This window comes from Streptomyces sp. NPDC000878 (genome assembly GCF_053599695.1).
Window position 1 is genome coordinate 19,666 of the sequence record NZ_JBSFMT010000026.1, and the last position, 18,732, is coordinate 38,397.

Sequence of the window (18,732 nt, forward strand, 5' to 3'; positions counted from 1 at the left end):
ACGAAATTATCGGCCCGATGCTCAGCTTTGTCTGGAGTCCTACTCGACGGTGATCGAGTCGAGTTGGCCCCGCAGATAGACGTGCGAGTCGAAGGGTTCGTACGCGACCCGGCCCACCGGCGCGGGCACGGACTCGACGATCGTGCCCGGGGAGCACTCGCCGAAGTACACGAGGGACATCAGCTCCTCGGCGGGCGGATCGGCCGGCGGCGGCAGCACGCGATGCCGCCCGGACCGCCACCGGTCACCCGTCCAACGGGCCATCAGGTCACCGATGTTGATGGTGAACGCCGCCGGATCGAAGGGCGCGTCCTCCCAGCCGCCCTCGTCGGTGTAGACCTGCAGCCCGCCCTTCCCGGCCTGCCGGTCGAGGATGGTGACGGTCCCGAAGTCGGTGTGCGGCCCGATCCGGAACTGCCCCGGCTCCGGCTCGCCGACGACCTCGATCCCCGGGTACCAGTTGATGTTGAAGCCGTAGGTCGGATGGTCCATGTGCCGGGAGAAGAAGTCGGATTCGAGCCCGAGGGCGTCACCGAGGAGGGTGAGCAGCTCCTTCTCCAGCTCGCCCATCCGGTCGAGGTACTCCTCGCACAGCGCCCGCAGTTCGGGTGCCTCGGCGGGCCAGACGTTGGGCGCGTACCACTCGGCGTTGACGGCCGGGTCGTCGAACGGCTCGTGCGTGGCGAAGGACAGCGACTCCTTGAGGTCGGGCGGAGTCTCGGTCCCTTCCGAATACCCGTTGGCCTCGGCCCCGGGCCCGAGCCACCCCCGCCCCCCGACCTTCACCGCGTACCGCTCCTTCACCTCGGCGGGCAGTGCGAAGAAGGCCCGGGCCGCCTCCCGGACCCCGGCCCGCAGGCCGGGATCGACGCCGTGCCCGGTGACCAGCAGGAAACCGGCGGTCTGGAGGGCCTCGTCGACGGTACGGGCGATGGCGGCGCGGGTGTCGGCGTCCCCGGAGAGCCAGGGGCGCAGGTCGACGGTCGGGATACGTGGGCCGGCGGGGGCCGCTGCCGACGTGGGCTTGCTCGACGTGGGGTTACTCACCGATGTCCTCGTTCCACAGTGCGGGATTGTTCTTGATGAAGTCGCGCATCAGTTCGACGCACTCGGGATCGTCGAGCAGCACGATCTCGACGCCGTGCTCGGCGAGCCAGTCGTGGCCGCCGTGAAAGGTGACGGCCTCACCCACGACCACCCGGGAGATACCGAACTGCCGGACCAGGCCGGAGCAGTACCAGCAGGGCGAGAGCGTGGTGACCATGGTCGTCCCACGGTACGAGCGCTGCCGTCCCGCGTTCCGGAACGCGGCCGTCTCCCCGTGCGTCGAGGGGTCGCCGTCCTGGACCCGCCGGTTGTGCCCACGCCCGAGGAGCGTGCCGTCGGCCCCGAAGAGCGCGGCGCCGATCGGGATACCGCCCTCGGCGAGCCCGGCACGGGCTTCGGAGACGGCGACGGCGAGCCACGAACGGGCCTGGGCCAGTACCGCTGCCTGATCCGGCTGATCCACCTGATTCATGGGTCCACTCTCCTTGGACGGAAACACCGGGGCAACGTGCGGAAAGTACTCTCCGGACATCCCGCAGCAGGACGAAGTGTCAGCGCCCCTGGAGGCACCCGTGCCCGCACTCACCCTCCGTGAAGTCCTGACCCTCGACCCGGTCCGCGCCGCCGAGCCCGAACTGCTCACCGGCGAGGCCGCGTTGGACCGCCCCGTGCGCTGGGTCCACTCCAGCGAGGTGTACGAGGGCGCGAACTTCCTGGACGGCGGCGAGCTGCTGCTGACCAACGGTTTCGGCCTCACCGACACGGACGAGGAGGTGCGGCGCCGGTACGTCCGTGAGCTGACCGCCCGGGGTGCGGCGGGCCTCGCGGTGGAGATCGGCCGCTCGCTCCCGGCGATGCCGCCCGAGGTGACGGACGAGGCCCGCCGCCTGGGCCTGCCCCTCCTGGCGTTCCACCGGGTCGTCCCCTTCGTACGCATCACCGAGGCCGCCAACCGCGCGATCGTCGCCCGGGGCCTGTCCGGCCGTACGGTGGTCCGCCCCTGGGGCGACGACCACACGGCCGCCCTGCTCGCCGACCTGGCCGACGGCCAGGCCCTCAACCAGCCCGAGGTCGAGGCCCGCGCCGCGCTGTCCGGCTTCCACCCGGGCCCCGGCGCTCGCCTGATCGGCGTCTCGGTGCACGGCACGCGGGACGTCGGCGCGGTGGACCGGGCGGCACGCACCCTGGGCGGGGCGGTGCTGCGGGCCGCGTTCCCGGGGGATGTGCTGGCGCTGGTCGCGGTGCTGCCGGGGACGGGGTCGTGGGCAGGAGCGGGCCCGAGGGCTGGTGCTGGAGCTGGAGCTGGGGCGAAGACGGTACGGGACCCGGTACGGGCGGTGCAGGACGCCTTCCGTACGGCGGCTGCCGCCCCCGGCCTCACCGTCGCCGTGGGCCACGCCGTCGACGCCGGCAGCGGCTGGCTGCGCTGGAGCGAGACGTTGCGTGCGGCCCGTACGACGCTGGAACTGGCACTGACGGTGCCGCCCCCGGAGCCGAACGCACCCCAGGGCCCCCTGGTGACGTCGTCCAGGGCCCTCGCCTTGGAACGGGAACTGACCCGAGGCGGAGTCGACGCCAACCAGGACCGCCTGACCCGCCTGGTCCAGCACACCCTGGGCCCCCTGCTGGCCTGGGAGGCGGCCCACCCCAGCGACCTGGTCCGCACCCTGGAGGTCCACCTCCGCAACGGCTGCTCGCCCACCCGCACGGCGACCCTCCTCCACATCGGCCGCCAGTCCCTCTACCAGCGCCTGGAACGCATCGAGTCCCTCCTCGGCCTGGAGATCGACGACCCCGACCTGCTGGGCGAGCTGCTGACGGCGGCGTGCGCGTGGCGGGTGGTACGGGGGACCGGGGCGGCGGGGGCGGGAGCGGGGGGCCTGCGGACGGTGGCGTAGGAGGCCCAGAGGTCCAGGAGCGGGGGCGGGGGGCGGCCGGAAAAGCGTGTGAACACCGGACCCCGCCCGCCCAGAATGCCCCTGTGACCCACGCCCATATCCATGCCCATGCGCATGTCCTGTGCGGGCTCGCCACCAACACCGCCCTGCCGGCCGAGCTGATCGACCGGCTGATCGCGGTCGCGGCTGCGGACGTCGACTTCGTGGACGACCTCGCCTGTCGCGCGGACCTCAGTCACGCGCAGACGCTCGCCCTGTTCGCACGCGTCCCGGAGACCGGCGTACTGCTGGCCCGCGAGGGTCGTCTGACGGCCGCCGACGTCGATCCCGCCGCCCAGCCGGACACCGCTCTCGCGCTGCTGGACGAGGGGCGCGGCGAACCGGAGTGGGCCCGGCTCCTCGCGGCGGACCCGTGGGCCGTGCGCCGGGAGCGACTGGCCGCCTGCGCGGGCCTGTCGCCCGACGTGGCAGAGACGCTCGCCGCCGACCCGGACCCGCGAGTCGCCGCGGAACTCGCCCTGCGGACGACGGTTCCGGAGGTCGCCACGAGGCTCGCGGAGCATCCGCACGCCGACGTCCGCCGGGCGCTGGCCTGGAACGAGGCGGTGCCACCGGCCGTACTGGCGGCGCTGATCAGGGGTGCGGGGCTGCCGCCCGCGAGACGGTGCCAGGTCTGTGACCGTGAGGGGACGCCGTACACGCACGCCCCGGACTGTGATCGGACCGACTGCGATCTGCCGCCGGGCGCCTCCTGCGACGGCTCCCACGAGTCCACCGCGCACGACATACAGCACGCGGCCCTACGGAACCCCGCCACGCCCACCGAAGCCGTGGTCGCCTTCGCGGACCACCCGTCGACGATGCTGCGCTGGGCCCTCGCAGAACGCCCCGACCTCCCCCCTGAGGTGGGCCGACGCCTCGCCGCGGACCCCGTGCCGGGCATCCGGGCCGACCTCGCCGGGAACCCCGCGATCGACGACACCCTGATGCGCACGCTGGCGGACGACGAGGACCCGGACGTACGGCGCCACCTCGCGCACAACCCGTACGTGCCGCTCGACCTGCTCACCCGCCTGGCCGCCACCACGAAACTGGGCGCAGTCCTGGCCCCACGGATCGCGGTCGCCACCCCCGCCGAGGTCGAGGAACTGGCCCGCTCGACCGACCCGACCGTACGGATGCTCCTGGCCGCGCGCCGCGATCTGCCCGCCGGGATACGCGACGCGCTGGCCGCCGACCCCGACGCGAAGGTGCTCAAGTCGATCGCCCCGCACCCGGGCCTCTCCGAGGCACAGCTGCGGGCCATGGTCGACCGACACGGAGTCCGGGTACTGGCGAAGGTGGCGACCAACCCGGACGCGTCCGGGGAGCTTCTGGAGGACCTCACCCGCCACCGCCCGCCGGTGCAGAAGGCGTTCCGCGAGATCGCCCGACACCCCCGCGCGACCCCGCAGGCCCTGCTCGCGTGCCTGGCGGTCACCGACGCGAGATCCATAGCCGCAGGCCACCCCGCACTCCCGCCCACGGCCGTCGTGGAGCTGCTCGCCGACGAGGACTGCCAGGTGGCGCGGGCAGCGGCGGGCAACCCGGCGCTGCCGCGTGCGGTGATGCTGGAGCTGATGCCTTAGCCGCTCAGTAGCCGGGCGGGATCCGGTCCTGCGGCCCGTCAGAGTCCGAGACCAGCTCCGCGACGCGCAGGGTGCACTCCCACTCCGTCAGCCTGCCCTTGATCACCACCAGGTACGACTCCTGGTCGGTGAAGCGGTACACGCGGCGCCGCTTCTCGATGATGTTCTTGCTCGGCAGGTAGGTGTGGAGGACGGCACGCAGCTCCTCCAGCGCCTGGTCCTTCGTCTCCCGCCCACGGCAGATGAACTCGGTGCTGTGCGTCTCACCGTTGAAGTACTGCGCGATCACGACCCAGTTGCCCATGCCCGTCCCCCCCATCCCCTCGTCCAAGGCTACCTACCCCTCGACACGCTCGATGTACTCCGCCGGCCCAGGCGCCGGTGTCACAGGTTGCCGACAGTTCACGAGGCATGTCCCGTACACCATGAGCACTCTGAACTACCTTGAGGAAACGGGGTGTTGGGGGAGGGGAGAGACCGTGATGTATGCGAGAGCCCGGTCGGTCTGCGGGGCGGTGATGACGTGCGCGGCGCTGCTGGTCGGCTGTACGGACGGCGGCGGCGGCGGTCCGGGCGGGGAGACGACGCGGGGGGCGAGCCCGGATCCCGCCCGGAGTGATGGTGACACGGACGCGGTCACCGGCGCCGATGCCTTACCCGCGGCCTCGCCGACCGAACAGGCGGACCCGGCGAAGCAGCCGCACAGCGCGGCCGAGGCGTGGGCGTTCGTCCGGAAGGTGATCGCCGATCCGGAGCTGGTCGGGTCGGGGGCGGTGCCGGGGACGCCGTACGAGAGCGACCCGAACACCTGGGCCGTGCTGGGCGAGAACTGCGCATGGCGGCGGGAGGGGCTGCCGGAGGACGTACTGGCCACGCTCACCCGCCACTTCGAGGTGCCCGCGAGTGGTGCCGCAGGGTCGGTGCGGATGTCGACGACGGTCACGGTGCACCGGACGGCGCTGGACGCCGCCTGGGAACAGGCCGGGATGCTGGAGGAGGCCGTCGGCTGCCCGGAACAGACCCTGCGGTCGGGCGAGCGGCTGACCGATCTCTCCTCCGTGGCCCTCGCGTGGGGCGAGAGCGCCAACACGTCCAGCGACGACTCGCTGTCGGAGTCGGGCGCGTGCGTCAGCGACACCCGGGGCGGGCCGTACCCCTACTCGTGGACGCAGTCCGTGTTCGGCCCGGTCGTGATCTCCGCGTCCTCTTGCGGAGGGAAGGAGGGCACGACGAGCGAGTTGGATGCGGCCGTCAGGATGCTGGTGCGGGTGCAGGACGCGATCGGAAGCCCCACCGGGTCCGGTTCGGCCGCACCGGACCCGGCCACCCCTTCCGGCACCTCCTCCGCCACCCCTTCCGGCACCTCCTCCGCCAGCCCCACCGGCAGCCCCACCGTCGGGGACAAGAAGGGCGGCGAGTGATGGAGCGTCTGCTTCCCGCCGACCCCTCCCGCCTCGGCGACAACCGTCTGCTGGGCCGCCTCGGCGCCGGCGGCATGGGCGTGGTCTACCTGGCCCGGACCGGGACCGGCGACCTGGCCGCCGTGAAGGTGATCCAGCCCGAGTACGCCGACCAGACCGAGTTCCGGGCCCGTTTCCGCCGCGAGGCGTCCTCCGCCGGGCAGGTCGACAGCCCGTGGGTGGTACGGGTGCTCGGCGCCGACACGGAGGCGGCGGCGCCCTGGCTGGCCACCACGTTCGTGCCCGGCCCCGCCCTGGCCGAGGCGGTCGCTGCCTGCGGACCGCTGCCGGACCGTGCGGTACGGGTGCTCGGCAAGGTGCTGGCGCGCGCCCTGACCGCCGTGCACGAGGCCGGTCTGGTCCACCGGGACGTCAAGCCGGGCAACGTCCTGCTCGCCCTCGACGGCCCCCGCCTCATCGACTTCGGCATCGCGCGCCCGACCGCGACCGACGAGACCGAGCTGACCTCGGACAACATGGTGGTCGGCACCCCCGGCTTCCTCTCTCCCGAGCAGGCACGGGCGCAGCAGGTGGGCGGGGCGAGCGACGTCTTCTCGCTGGGGTGCGTGCTGGCGTACGCGGCTACCGGACGGCTGCCGTTCGGCACCGGCGCGGCGGACGCGCTGCTGTACCGCACCGTCCACGACGAGCCCGAGCTGGACGGTGTGGAGGACGCCGAGCTGCGGGCGCTGCTCGTCCGCTGTCTGGCGAAGCAGCCGGAGGATCGGCCCACGGCCGCCGAGCTGGACGCGGCACTGGTGGAGGACGCCCCGGCCGGCACCGTCGACTGGCTGCCCGATCCGGTCGTACGGATGATCGCCGAACGGTCGGCGGAGATGCTGGCCCTGCCGGGCATCGAGCCCACCGAAGTCCCGCAGGAGTCCCCGGAGTTCCCGGATTCCCAGGAGTCCCCGGGGCACGGGCGCCGCAGGGTCCTCGCCCTGGGCGGTGGCGCGGCGCTGCTCCTGGCAGGCGGCGGGGCCGCGCTGTGGGCGGCCCTGCGCGACGACGAGGACACCCCGCAGGCACAGACCGCGAACAGCCCCTGGGTCATCGGCCTCCACGCGGATCTGACGGGCCCGCTGCGGGAGGCCGGGCGGGCGCAGGAGCGGGGCGCGCGGCTGGCGGTGGAGCGGTTCAACGCCCGCAAGGCCAGGCCGTTCACCCTCGCCCTGCGGACCGAGGACGACCGGGGGGAACCGGCCCGCGCGGTCCGGGTGGCGCGGCGGCTGACCGGTGCCACCGATGTCCTCGCCGTGCTCGGCCCCACCGGCTACGCCTCGACGCAGGCCGCGCTGGAGGTCTACGACGGCGCGGTGATGCCCCTGCTGACGGTGTCGGAGTTGTCGACCAACGCCGCGCAGTCGGCCGTCGCCGGCGCCGTCCCGCGCTCGTACTTCCAGGCCGCGTCGCTGTCCGCGTACGGCGCCCTCGCCACCGTCACCGCACTCGACGCGGGAGGTGTCGGCAAGCTGGGTCTGCTGGGCGACAGGGCGGGCCGGGTGGCCGGCATGGAGTCCGTGCTCGTGACCGGTTTTCAGGCACGCGGCCGGCTGGAGCTGTACCTGCGCGTGGTGCCCGCCCTCGCGAGCACGAGCGACCTGGGACCCGTCACCGACGACATGCTCGGCCGCGGTGTCGAGGGCTTCTACTACATCGGCACCCCCGAACGCGCCGCCGCGGTCGCCCGTACCCTCGCGGAGCGGAACTTCACCGGGCCGCGCTACCTCGACGCCGCCTCCGCCACCGCCGCCTTCGTCTCCAGGGCGGGCCAGGCCGCCGAGGGCTGGCAGGTGGTGACGTCGTACATCGGACCCGACGCCGCACCCGTGAGCGCCTTCGCCACCGCCTACCGCAAGCGGTACGGCAGCGCGCCGGGCCCGTGGGCGGCCGAGGCGTACGACGTGACGCGCCTGCTCGCCGACCGGCTCACCGCCCTCGCCCCCAAGGGCGGGAAACGGCCCACCCGCGACCGGCTCACCCAGGCCCTCGCCGCGGCCCGGTTCACCGGGGTGGCCGCGACCTACGCCTTCGACGACCGGAAGCGGATGAAACAGCAACTGCTCCACCAGTACCGCGTCCAGAACGGCCGGTTCGCCTACGTGGGCGTCCTGGACCTCACCGGAAACTGATCCCGACGGGATCCGACGGGATCAGACGCGGCAGGAACCGGAGGAGCTGGACTGATGCGGGCGCTGCACGCGCACGACCCCGGCGAGCTGGGCGGGCACCGGCTGCTCGCCCGGCTCGGCGCGGGCGGCATGGGCGTGGTCTACCTGGCCCGCACCGCCGACGGGACGCTGGTCGCCCTGAAGGTCATCCGCGCCGAGTACGCCGCCGACCTGGCCTTCCGGGAACGGTTCCGGCGCGAGGCGCGGCTGGCCAGGGGGTTCACCTGCCGCTGGCTGGTGCCGGTCACCGACGCCGACGCCGAGGCCCGTGAGCCGTGGCTGGCCACCGCGTTCGTGCCCGCACCGTCCCTGGCCGAGGCGGTGGACGGCCACGGCCCGCTGACGCCGTACGCCGTCACCGCGCTCGGCGCCCGGCTGGCGGAGGCGCTGACCGAGGTGCACGGTGCCGGACTGGTGCACCGGGACGTCAAGCCGGGCAACGTCCTGCTCGCCCTCGACGGCCCCCGGCTGATCGACTTCGGCATCGCCCAGGCCGGCGGTGCCACGGCGCTGACCGAGCCCGGCGCGATCGTCGGCACCCCCGGCTACCTCGCCCCCGAACAGGCCAGGACCGGCGGCGAGGCGGCCCCGGCGAGCGACCTGTTCGCCCTGGGCTGCGTGCTGGCGTACGCCCTCACCGGGCAGCGGCCCTTCGGCGTCGGCGACCCGGCCGCCGTCCTGTACCGCACCGTGCACGAGGAACCCGACGTGCCCGGCCTCGGCCGACTGCCGCCCACACTGCGTACGGCGATCACCGGCTGCCTGGCCAAGGACCCCGCCGGTCGACCCACGGCTACCGAACTCGCCCGCTCTCTGCGGGATGCCGAGCAGACGGCGACCGGCCCCGACCAACAGGTCGCTCCCCATCAACAGACCACCCCCGTAAGGGAGTTCACCCCCACTCCTACCCCCGCCCTTCCTCCCGGCTGGCTCCCCTCCGCCGTACTGCGCATGGTCGCCGACCGCTCGGCCCGCGCCCTGGACCCGCCGCCCCGGCAGAGCGGACCCATGACCCTGCTGGAGCCCACGGTCGTCGACGAGGGACGCGCGCCCTCCCGGCGTCGGATCCTCGCCATCGGCGGCTCGGCCGCAGCGGTCCTCGCCGCGTCCGCTACCGGCACCGTGATAGTTCTGACGAACCGTCAGAAGGTCACGCAGGGCGGCACGGCACAGAACCTGCCCACCCATGTCGTCGGCCTCCAGGCGGCTCTGACGGGTGATCAGAAAGAAGTCGGGCTGGCGCAGGAGCGCGGCGCCCGGCTCTCCGTGGCCGCCCACAACGCCCGCGAGGACACCCGCTTCCGGCTCGCCCTCACCTCGTACGACGACCGGGGCGAGGCCGGGCGGGCGAAGGAGGGGGCCCGCAAGCTGCTCGCCGAGCGGTCCCTGTGCGCGGTGATCGGCCCCACCACCGTCGCCGCCGCCCGCGTGGCGGTCCCCCTGTACGGGGCGGCGGCCACGCCGGTCCTGCTCGTCTCGGCCGACTACGACGCCTTGGGGCTGTCCTCGGCCACGGAACGCACCCTTTGCGTGACCACGGCCCCGGGCAGGTACCGGATGCTGCCGGTGCTCGCCTACCTGACCTGGGTCCACAAGGTCGAGCGCACCGCAGTCGTCCAGGACGAGGCCGCGGGCGGGGTCGCCGCCGACCTCGCCCGCGACCTCCGCGAGACACCGCCCAGCGAAGGCACCGCCACGGTCCACCCGGTGGCGTCCGGCACGGACGACTTCGGCCCGGTCGTCACCGCCGCGCTGGCCACGCGCCCCGAGGCCGTCGTCTACGCGGGCACCTCGCCGACCCGGGCCGCGGCCTGTGCCCGCGCCCTGGCCACCGCGGGCTTCACCGGCCCCCGGGTGACCTTCGAACCCGTCATGCGCCCGGCATTCCCGGAGGCCGCGGGCGAGGCCGCCGAGGGCTGGGTGTTCGAGGCGCCCTACAGCGAACCGCAGTCGTCGGACAGCAAGGCGGCCAAGGCGTTCACCACCGCGTACCGCGCCCGCTACAACGCGCCTCCCGCCCGCTGGGCCGCCGAGGCCTACGACGCGGTGGGTCTGGTCGCCGCTTCCCTGAACGCCCAGGGCGGCGGTGCCGGCATCACCCCCGGGCAGGTCGCCGAACGCCTCTTCAAACTCACCTACGACGGCGTGGCCAAGCCCATCCGTTTCACCACGGACATCACCCACGGCCTCAGACCCGAGAACACGAGCTTCCTGTACCAGGTCAGGGGCGGTCAGTTCCGCTTCCTGGGCCGGTACGACCAGGTGAGCTGACCTCGACGTACTCGATGTACTCCGCCAACTGCCCCGCCCCCGCCAGCATCGCCCGTGTACGCCCCGCCAGCGCCTCCCCGCGTGCCTCGACCGCCGCGCGCAGGGCCTCCGTGCTGCCCTGCTGACGCAGTTCCTCCAGTACCGGGCGGATCTGGTCCAGGAGATAGTGGCTGCGGCGGAGCGTCTGGATCAGGCGGGCGTCGCGTACGTCGTCGGGCCCGAACTGCCGGTAGCGCGTGCCGCGTTCACGGTCCGGGGTGAGCAGCCCCGCCGCCTCCCACACCCGTAGCGCGGACGTCCGTACGCCGAGCAGCGCGGCCACTTCGCCGATCCGCAGGTCGGCCGTACGGGGTGTCGGCGCCGGAGTCCGCCGGGTGGCCAGCGCCTCCAGGGCCTCGCGGGTCGCCCGTAGCGCCGTCCGCTGCTCGTGCAGCCCGGCGTGCGCCGCGTCGACGAGCGCGAGGGCACCCGGCAGGTCCCCGTCGTGCAGGGTCCGCATGACGGCGGTCGCCGCCAGGGGCCCGTACCCCGGTTGCAGGGCCCGGTAGGTGAGCAGCGCGCGCTGGTGTACGTCCCCGAAGACGCGGTATCCCGACTCCGTGCGCGCCGCCGGGGGCAGGACGCCCGCGTCCTCGTAGTTGCGGATCTGCTGCGTTGACAGTCCCGACAGCCGGGCCAGGTCGACGGGACGGAGTCGCGACTCGTGGTTCATCACGGATTTGAAGCTTAGGGGCAGTGCGGCCCGGTGTTCATGCCTTGATTTTCCTCAAAAGTCCCAACAGGAACTTCAATGAAAAACTTGAAGGTATGGATGAAGCCTCAGCTGACCCCGCTTCCGTCATGCACATCAAGGGCGCCCGTCTCCACAATCTCAAGAACGTCTCGCTCACGATCCCGAAGCGGAAACTGGTCGTCGTGACCGGTCTCTCCGGTTCCGGCAAGTCCACGCTCGCCCTCGACACCCTCCACCGCGAGAGCCACCGCCAGTACATGGAGTCGTGGGGCGTGGCGACCGCCGGGGTCAGCCGCCCCTCCGTCGACTCGATCACCGGGCTGTCCCCGTCCGTCAGTGTCGACCAGCGCCCGGCGGGACGCGGCCCGCGCTCGACGGTCGGCACGGCGACCGAGGTCTTCACCTACCTGCGGCTGCTGTGGTCCCGGATCGGCGTACGCCCGTGCCCGAGTTGCGGGGAGCCGGTCCCGCCGTCGTACGCCAACTCCCCGGAAGACGACGAGGAGGAGACGGAGGGAGGCGCAGACGTGGGCGGGGGCGTGGCCTGCCCGCACTGCTCGGCCCCCGTGCCCGAACTCGTCATGGGCTCCTTCTCCTTCAACAAGCCCGCCGGTGCCTGCCCGTCCTGCACCGGGCTCGGCGAGGTGATCCGGGTGGACGTACGGACCCTGGTGGACGAGGAGTCGAGCGTCGCCGCCGGTGCGGTGCGCGGCTGGCCCCGCCAACTCGTCGAGCGGAACGTGCAGTTGCTGCTGGCGGCGGCCCACCACTACGACCTCACCTTCGACGCGGACACTGCGGTCGCCGAACTGGCCCCGGCAACAAGGGACTTGCTCCTGTACGGGGTCGAGTCACCGGAGTTCCGGCGTCGCTTCCCGGCCGATGGCATCGAGCCCCCGGCCACCCCGGCCACCGTCTCCGCAGGCCGTTTCGAGGGGGTCGTCACCGCGTTCATGCGGCGCTACGCCGACCGTATCGACGACACCGACTACCGGCAGAAGGCCGAGCGTTCGATGGTGAAGGAGGTCTGCGGGGCGTGCGCGGGGACCCGGCTGCGGAGCGAGAGCCGGGCCGTCACCGTGCACGGGCTGGGCATCACGGACGCGGCCCGGCTGCCGCTGGCCGAACTCGCCGACTGGGTGGGGGAGTTGAAGTCGCGTGCCGCCGGGGACGAGTGGCGGTTCGCGGAGCCTGTCGTGGCCGACCTGGAGGAGCGGGTACGGCGGCTTGTCGACACCGGGGTCGGTTATCTGACCCTCGACCAGTCGAGCGTCAGCCTCTCCGCCGGGGAGTCCCAGCGGCTGCGCCTGGCCGCGCTGCTCGGCTCGGGCCTCACCGGCATGCTGTACGTCCTCGACGAGCCGACGATCGGCCTGCACCCCGCCGACACCGCCCGCCTCGTCGACGTACTGCGCCGCCTGCGGGACCTGGGCAACACGGTCCTCGTCATCGAGCACGACCTGGATGTGCTGTGGGCCGCCGATCACGTCGTCGACATCGGTCCGGGCGCGGGCCGGGACGGCGGCCGGGTCGTCGCGGAGGGCACACCGGAGGAGGTGGCGGCGGCGGAGGGGTCGGTCACCGGGGCGTATCTGTCGGGCCGGCTCCAGCACCCCGTACGCAAGGAACGGCCATCTGCGGATACGGCCGAGGAGTTGGTGATTCGCGGGGCCCGCGCCCACAACCTCAGGGACGTCACCGTACGGATTCCGCTCGGGCGGCTGGTGACGGTCACCGGGCCGTCCGGGTCGGGCAAGTCGACGCTAATCCTTGATGTGTTGGGCCGGGCAGCGCATCAACGTCTCGATCCGGCACGGGTGTTGCCGGTCGCGCCTGCGGAACACGACGGTATTGACGGCTGGGAGCACCTCGACAAGGTCGTGACGATCGACCAGGAGCCGATCAGCCGCCTGCCACGCTCGAACGCGGCGACGTACGCGGATGTCTTCACGCCGGTGAGGGAGCTTTTCGCCGCGCAGGAGGCGGCGCGGGCGCGGGGGCTGACTCCGGCCTCCTTCTCCTTCAACGTGCCCGGCGGGCGCTGCGAGCGGTGCGAGGGTGCCGGTGTGCTCGCCGTGCACATGCACTTCCTGCCGGCGGTGGAGGTGCGGTGCCCGGGCTGCCGGGGCCGCCGCTTCCGGAGCGAGGTGCTCGCGGTGCGCTACGACGGGTACGACATCGCCGAGGTGCTGGCCGCCACGGTGGACGAGGCGCTGACCGTGTTCCGGGGCGTACGGCAGGTCGCCGCCCGGCTGCAACGGCTCTCGGACGTGGGCCTCGGCTATCTCCCGCTGGGCCAGCCGGCCACCACTCTGTCCGGCGGTGAGGCCCAACGCCTCAAGCTGGCCAAGGAGTTGGGGCGCCGCGCGACCGGCCGTACCCTCTACCTCCTCGACGAGCCGACCACCGGCCTGCACGCCGCCGACACCGCCCGCCTGCTCGACGTACTCCAACGCCTCGTCGACGCGGGGCACTCGGTCGTGACGATCGAGCACAACCTCGATGTCATGCGCGCCTCCGACTGGCTCGTCGACCTCGGCCCGGAGGGTGGCGCCGGGGGCGGGCTGGTGGTGGCGGAGGGGACGCCGGAGGAGGTTGCGGGGGCTGCGGGGGCGGGTGGTTCGCGGACGGGTGTGTTTCTTCGAGGTGACCGTCTCCCGGGTGGTGGGGCTCGGTGATCACGGAGAATGGATGATTACCGCCGCACAACAAGTGCAACGTCGACTTCGGTACGTCGCTGATGGTGTCAGTGGTGGGGGCCGTGGCGGCCGAGGGTCTGGACGGGGGGCGCGTCGGGGCGGGTCCACTGGGGTACGGGGCGGCTGGTCGGGCCCCAGGAAGCGTTGCCGTCGGCATCCGAGCGCCAGGACCAGCACGGGGCTCCTCCCTCGGGATGGCCCTCGGGGTTGTCCTCCCATGCCTCGCCGCGGCCGTAGGGGGTCATGTCGAGCAGGCCCAGGGAGCCGTTGACGCGCTCGTTGCCGCGGCCTGTCGTGGAGTAGGTGAGGAACGTGCGGTCGCCGTCGCGCAGGTAGCAGGTGAGGTAGCCCATGTCGCCGCCGGCCGGTCCGGCCACGTCGCGTACCGAGTACCAGGGCTGGGTGTAGCCCATGAACTCGACGTAGGAGGCGACCTCGTCCCAGGGGCCCGTGGTCAGGACGGCGAAGGACACGCCCCGGGCGTTGAGGTAGACGGCGTCCTTCAGGTGCCAGGCCGTGGTCGTGCAGCCCTCGCACTGCCCCTGGTGCGGCGCGCCGTCGTACCACATGTGCTTGTAGACGACGAGTTCGTCGCGGCCCTCGAACAGATACAGGAAGGGGACCGGGCGGCCGTCAGGTCCGACGACCTCGACCGTCCCGTCGAACTCCACCATCGGCAGTCGGCGGCGGGCCGCGGCGAGGGCGTCGCCCTCACGGGTGTGCGCCTTCTCGCGGACCAGCAACTCGTCACGGGCGGCCTGCCAGGCGGCCAGGTCGACGACGGGCGGGCGCCCCGGCAGAGCTGCTGTGGTGGTCGCGTCACTCGGCGTGTTCGTCATGGTGTCCTCCGTACCTGCCTACTCCTACGACGGTCGTCACCACAACAGACTCTGGACCCGGCCGAAACTCATCGCGACCTGACGCTCACGCCTGCGGTTCCAGTACGGAGTAGTCGGCGAAGCAGCGGCGGTAGCGGGTGTGGCGGGTCTCCTGGGTGTGCAGGCGCTGCCACTCCTCGACCTTCGCCGGGTCCGGGTGCCGTCCCGACACGGCCCCGCAGTCGTGCTCGTCGCCCGAGACGCAGCGCGCCTCGTACTCGGGCTCGGCGGAGCCGTCCTGGACGATCGAGTACGGGACGTATCGGAAGATGCGGCGGCGGGGCTTCTCCGCACCCTCCCCGTCCCCGGTGTGCGCCTGCCGCTGGTGGCGGCGGAGCAGCACGTTGGCGTCGGCCTCGCGGCTGCGGTCGGCCTCGGTCCGGGCGGTGCGCCGCATCTCGGCCAGCTCGTCGCAGGTGCGGCAGCCCGGCACGGGTACGGGCGGTGACGGATAGATCGTGGCGGGCAGCAGATGGAGCCCCGAGTGGAGGGTGGCCGCCCGCCGACTCGCCCTCACCCGCTCCTCCGACGTCGTTGTCCCCGGCTCGATCTGCTGTTCCTCGGTCATGCGCCAACTCCGTACGTACGTCACCGTTCGTCATTACTCTGGGTGTATCGAGGGTGGCTGAGGGGAACGGTCCGGTTCAACGCCTGAGGCGTGTGAATGGGGCACTGGCACACGAGGGCACATGAGGAGGATGCGTGGCGCGACGAAACGCGGAGGACGGTTCCGGGACCGGAGTCAGCAACGCCGCCCTGTTCGGCGAGGTGTTACGGCACTTCCGCGAGGCCGCGTTCCTCACCCAGGCGGCGCTGGCCCAGCAGATCCCGTGCGACCGGTCCCACGTGGCGAAGGTGGAGGCGGGGATCAGCGTCCCGCAGGACACGTTCGCGAAGACGTGCGACGAACTGCTCGGCACGGGTGGGGTGTTGCTGCGGTTGTGGAAGAAGGTGGACTGGTATCCGGAGGTTCAGCATCCGGACTGGTTCGAGCGACGGGCGAGGATGGATGGGGAGGCGGTGGCGCTGCGGGAGTATCAAGAGCAGGTCATCCCCGGCCTGTTGCAGACGCAGGGATATGCACATGCGCTGTTCAGCCGCAGTGGCATGGACGTTGACGAGGTCGAGACGCGTGTCCGGGCCCGGTTGAGTCGCCAGCCGCGCTTCCTGGCAGACGACGGGCCGCTCTACGTCGCTGTCCTGGACGAGAGTTGTCTGCGCAATACGGTGGGGAGCCCGGAGGTCATGCGGGACCAGTGCGCCCATCTGCTGAGCGTCGGACGGCGCCCCAGCATCCGTGTTCAGGTGGCTCCGGCAGGACTCTTCGGGCTTGCCCGTCCCCGCAACTCCATGTCGTTGATCAAGCTGCCGGACGGGCATGAGTGGGTGTACTCGGAGTCGCTGGACCGTGGGCATTTCAGCGACGATCCGACCATTTTTGCGCGCCATAGTCAGGCCTATGATGTGCTCAGGGCGGACATTCTGTCGGCCCGCGAATCCGCCGCTCTGATCAGCGACGTGATGGAGGGTTACGAGCATCATGGACAGGCACGAACTCGGCGCGGCGACCTGGATCAAGAGCAGCTACAGCGGGGACAACGGCGGCAACTGCATCGAAGTAGCCCCCGGATTCCCCGGCGTCGTCCCGGTCCGTGACAGCAAGGTCGCTCTTGGCGGTCCGGTGATCGTCGTAACCCGTGCTGCCTGGGCGGAGTTCGTGGGGTTCGCGGCTCGCTGACGATCGTACATAGTGAGTCCCGTGTGTGCCCTGGGAGGCGCATGCGGAGGGGGAAAACCGTGGTGCGCTACGTTCACCATCAATTGGCGGCGGTCGTTGAGGCGGGGGTCGCCATGGCCGTCACCGTGCCTGTGATTTTCGGCCTGCGCGGGCTGCCGCAGGCCGACAGCGAAAAGGTGCTTTTCGCGCTGTGCCTTGCAGTGGCCAGCACGTTGTTCGGCTTGCAGTCGGTTTTGACCCGGTCGTGGTGGCTGGGCGGCGAGAAGCGCGAATTCGAGAGCGCGGCCCCCCTGAACGACCCCGAGGCGATACTCCCCGCGCCGCGTGCGTCCATGCGCCGCAGCTTCGACGGATCCTTCGTTGTCATCGTCGGACTGATGACCCTGGTTCTCGGCCTGCTCTGGGGCCCCTGGGCCGCCAGTTGGGGGATTGTGTTCATACCAGAGCGGATCGTCAAGGGCGTGTACGTGTCCTTCTGGGAGCGACGCCACGGCGTACTCCTGTGGCTCGGCAGGGTCGAGGAACAACCCCTGGGAAAGGACCAGCGCCTGTATTCGTCGCCGCGAATCGCGACACCCGGATGAGTTACCGGTCGGCGTTGAGGCGGGCCGCCTGGCGGGTCAGGTGGTTGCGTTCCGCCAAGTTGGGGGCCTTCTGGGCTGCTTCGGCGTACAGGCGTGCCGCCGTTTTCACGTCGCCGTCGCGTTCGTGGAGGTAGGCCGCCACTGCGGTGTGGCGGGGTAGTGATTCGTCCAGTGCCGCTAGCTCCGCCAGGCCTGCGCGGGGGCCGTCCGCCTCGCCTACCGCTACCGCGCGGTTCAGGCGGACCACCGGGTTGTCGGTCAGGTGCGCCAACTCGTCGTACCACTCCACGATTTGGACCCAGTCCGTCTCCTCGGCGGTCGGTGCGTCCGCGTGGAGGGCCGCGACGGCGGCCTGAGCCTGGAACTCGCCCAGGCGGTCTCGGGAGAGGGCCGTCTGGAGGAGCGCTACGCCCTCGGTGATCATTCTCGTGTCCCAGCGGGTTCTGTCCTGTTCCGCCAGTGGTACCAAGCTGCCGTCGGGGGTTGTGCGGGCCGCGCGCCTCGCGTGGTGGAGCAGCATCAGGGCGAGCAGGCCCGCCACCTCGGGGTGGTCGATCGCGGTCGCGAGTTGGCGGGTGAGGCGGATGGCCTCGGCGGCCAGGTCCACGTCACCGGAGTAGCCCTCGTTGAAGACCAGATAGAGGACGCGCAGCACGGTGGCGACGTCGCCGGGCTGGTCGAGCCGTACGCCGGACACCGTGCGCTTGGCCCGGCTGATGCGCTGCGCCATCGTCGCCTCGGGGACCAGGTAGGCCTGGGCGATCTGGCGGGTGGTGAGGCCGCCCACGGCGCGGAGGGTGAGGGCTACCGCTGAGGAGGGGGTCAGGGACGGGTGGGCGCAGAGGAAGTAGAGGTGGAGTGTGTCGTCCTGTGCTGGGGCGGGGCCGGGTGTCGGCTCCTCGTCCACGCGGTCCTCGCGTCTGCGGCGGGCCGTGTCCGCTCGGGTCGCGTCGAGGAAACGGCGCCACGCCACCGTGACCAGCCAGCCCTTCGGGTCCCGGGGAGGGTCGGCCGGCCAGACGCGGACCGCCTCCACCAGCGCGTCCTGTACGGCGTCCTCGGCCGCCGCGAAGTTGGCTCCGCGGCGGACGAGGACGGCGAGGACGTTCGGGGTGAGGCTCCGGAGCAGGGCCTCGTTCATCGAGGGGTTCGATGAGTTCGGTGAACTTGATGAGGCGGACGAGGTGGACGACGTCATGAGTGCGGGCACTCCGGGATGGTGGGAGGCGCGGCCAGGAACGGGCGTACCTCCAGCCACTCGTGGATCGGCTTGCCGCCCGCTCCGGGGGCGGCCGACAGTTCCCCGGCGAGTTCGAGGGCGCGGTCGTAGGTGTCGACGTCGATGATCATCCAGCCGGCGATCAGGTCCTTGGTCTCGGCGAACGGGCCGTCCGTCACCGGCGGGCGCCCCTCACCGTCGTACCGAACCCACGTCCCCTCGGGAGCCAGCGCCTGGCCGTCGACGAACTCGCCCGTCTTTTCGAGCCGGTCCGCGAAGTCCCGCATGTACTGGATGTGTGCCGTGATCTCGTCCTGCGTCCACTGGTCCATGGACACGTCGTTGACGGCGGCCGGGGCGCCTCGGTAGTGCTTGAGCAGCAGGTACTTGGCCATGGTGTGTCTCC

17 protein-coding genes are annotated in these 18,732 nt (G+C 72.0%); 9 read left to right on the forward strand and 8 right to left on the reverse strand.

Features of this window, described 5'->3' with window-relative positions:
• Positions 1-39 precede the first annotated feature (39 nt).
• Both ACWDR4_RS23220 and ACWDR4_RS23225 read right to left on the reverse strand, forming a co-directional pair.
• The gene (locus ACWDR4_RS23220; protein WP_450411170.1) at positions 40-1,047 is read right to left on the reverse strand and encodes an isopenicillin N synthase family dioxygenase; all 1,008 of its coding nucleotides are present in this window, start codon (positions 1,045-1,047) and stop codon (positions 40-42) included.
• Positions 1,040-1,519: a nucleoside deaminase gene (locus ACWDR4_RS23225; protein ID WP_450411171.1), complete on the reverse strand. Its 480-nt coding sequence runs from the start codon at positions 1,517-1,519 to the stop codon at positions 1,040-1,042. The genes ACWDR4_RS23220 and ACWDR4_RS23225 overlap by 8 nt, the downstream gene beginning before the upstream one ends.
• Positions 1,520-1,619: 100 nt before the next feature.
• Here ACWDR4_RS23225 and ACWDR4_RS23230 point away from each other — a divergent pair, with 100 nt between their 5' ends.
• Both ACWDR4_RS23230 and ACWDR4_RS23235 read left to right on the forward strand, forming a co-directional pair.
• Complete coding sequence (locus ACWDR4_RS23230) at positions 1,620-2,945, forward strand: PucR family transcriptional regulator (protein WP_450411173.1); 1,326 nt, start codon at positions 1,620-1,622, stop codon at positions 2,943-2,945.
• A gap of 83 nt (positions 2,946-3,028) precedes the next feature.
• On the forward strand, positions 3,029-4,573 hold the full coding sequence (locus ACWDR4_RS23235; protein ID WP_450411175.1) for a hypothetical protein: 1,545 nt from the start codon (positions 3,029-3,031) through the stop codon (positions 4,571-4,573).
• A 4-nt stretch (positions 4,574-4,577) separates the two neighbouring features.
• Here the strand turns inward: ACWDR4_RS23235 and ACWDR4_RS23240 are convergent, their stop codons facing one another.
• A complete protein-coding gene (locus ACWDR4_RS23240) occupies positions 4,578-4,877 on the reverse strand; it encodes a hypothetical protein (RefSeq protein ID WP_450411177.1) in 300 nt (99 codons plus the stop codon).
• A gap of 178 nt (positions 4,878-5,055) precedes the next feature.
• Here ACWDR4_RS23240 and ACWDR4_RS23245 point away from each other — a divergent pair, with 178 nt between their 5' ends.
• From ACWDR4_RS23245 to ACWDR4_RS23255, 3 genes are read left to right on the forward strand one after another with little or no spacing between them, the layout of a single operon-like run.
• A complete protein-coding gene (locus ACWDR4_RS23245) occupies positions 5,056-5,994 on the forward strand; it encodes a hypothetical protein (protein ID WP_450411338.1) in 939 nt (312 codons plus the stop codon).
• Positions 5,994-8,165, forward strand: coding sequence for a bifunctional serine/threonine-protein kinase/ABC transporter substrate-binding protein (locus tag ACWDR4_RS23250; protein ID WP_450411179.1), 2,172 nt, complete (start codon positions 5,994-5,996; stop codon positions 8,163-8,165). The genes ACWDR4_RS23245 and ACWDR4_RS23250 overlap by 1 nt, the downstream gene beginning before the upstream one ends.
• Before the next feature lie 54 nt (positions 8,166-8,219).
• Positions 8,220-10,475, forward strand: a complete 2,256-nt coding sequence (locus ACWDR4_RS23255; RefSeq protein ID WP_450411181.1) for a bifunctional serine/threonine-protein kinase/ABC transporter substrate-binding protein — start codon at positions 8,220-8,222, stop codon at positions 10,473-10,475.
• Here the strand turns inward: ACWDR4_RS23255 and ACWDR4_RS23260 are convergent.
• A complete protein-coding gene (locus tag ACWDR4_RS23260; RefSeq protein WP_450411183.1) occupies positions 10,426-11,187 on the reverse strand; it encodes a TioE family transcriptional regulator in 762 nt (253 codons plus the stop codon). The two genes, ACWDR4_RS23255 and ACWDR4_RS23260, sit on opposite strands and share 50 nt — an antisense overlap.
• Before the next feature lie 95 nt (positions 11,188-11,282).
• On the opposite strand from ACWDR4_RS23260, the gene uvrA reads away from it, so the two are divergent.
• Positions 11,283-13,886: an excinuclease ABC subunit UvrA gene (gene uvrA / locus ACWDR4_RS23265; RefSeq protein ID WP_450411185.1), complete on the forward strand. Its 2,604-nt coding sequence runs from the start codon at positions 11,283-11,285 to the stop codon at positions 13,884-13,886.
• Positions 13,887-13,954: 68 nt separating this feature from the next.
• Here the strand turns inward: uvrA and ACWDR4_RS23270 are convergent, their stop codons facing one another.
• Positions 13,955-14,746, reverse strand: coding sequence for a DUF899 family protein (locus ACWDR4_RS23270; protein WP_450411187.1), 792 nt, complete (start codon positions 14,744-14,746; stop codon positions 13,955-13,957).
• Between the two features lie 85 nt (positions 14,747-14,831).
• Positions 14,832-15,353 carry a DUF7848 domain-containing protein gene (locus ACWDR4_RS23275; RefSeq protein WP_450411189.1) on the reverse strand — a complete coding sequence of 174 codons (522 nt, stop codon included), beginning with the start codon at positions 15,351-15,353 and terminating at the stop codon, positions 14,832-14,834.
• Positions 15,354-15,487: 134 nt separating this feature from the next.
• On the opposite strand from ACWDR4_RS23275, the gene ACWDR4_RS23280 reads away from it, so the two are divergent.
• From ACWDR4_RS23280 to ACWDR4_RS23290, 3 genes are read left to right on the forward strand one after another with little or no spacing between them, the layout of a single operon-like run.
• Positions 15,488-16,441, forward strand: coding sequence for a helix-turn-helix domain-containing protein (locus ACWDR4_RS23280; RefSeq protein WP_450411191.1), 954 nt, complete (start codon positions 15,488-15,490; stop codon positions 16,439-16,441).
• A complete protein-coding gene (locus tag ACWDR4_RS23285) occupies positions 16,398-16,523 on the forward strand; it encodes a DUF397 domain-containing protein (protein WP_450411340.1) in 126 nt (41 codons plus the stop codon). Before ACWDR4_RS23280 ends, ACWDR4_RS23285 begins: the two co-directional genes overlap by 44 nt.
• Positions 16,524-16,582: 59 nt before the next feature.
• Positions 16,583-17,107 carry a hypothetical protein gene (locus tag ACWDR4_RS23290; RefSeq protein ID WP_450411193.1) on the forward strand — a complete coding sequence of 175 codons (525 nt, stop codon included), beginning with the start codon at positions 16,583-16,585 and terminating at the stop codon, positions 17,105-17,107.
• Position 17,108: 1 nt separating this feature from the next.
• Here the strand turns inward: ACWDR4_RS23290 and ACWDR4_RS23295 are convergent, their stop codons facing one another.
• Together ACWDR4_RS23295 and ACWDR4_RS23300 are read right to left on the reverse strand one after the other, a co-directional pair.
• Positions 17,109-18,248, reverse strand: coding sequence for an RNA polymerase sigma factor (locus ACWDR4_RS23295; protein ID WP_450411195.1), 1,140 nt, complete (start codon positions 18,246-18,248; stop codon positions 17,109-17,111).
• 53 nt (positions 18,249-18,301) lie between these two features.
• Complete coding sequence (locus ACWDR4_RS23300; RefSeq protein WP_450411197.1) at positions 18,302-18,721, reverse strand: YciI family protein; 420 nt, start codon at positions 18,719-18,721, stop codon at positions 18,302-18,304.
• Between the last annotated feature and the right edge of the window lie 11 nt (positions 18,722-18,732).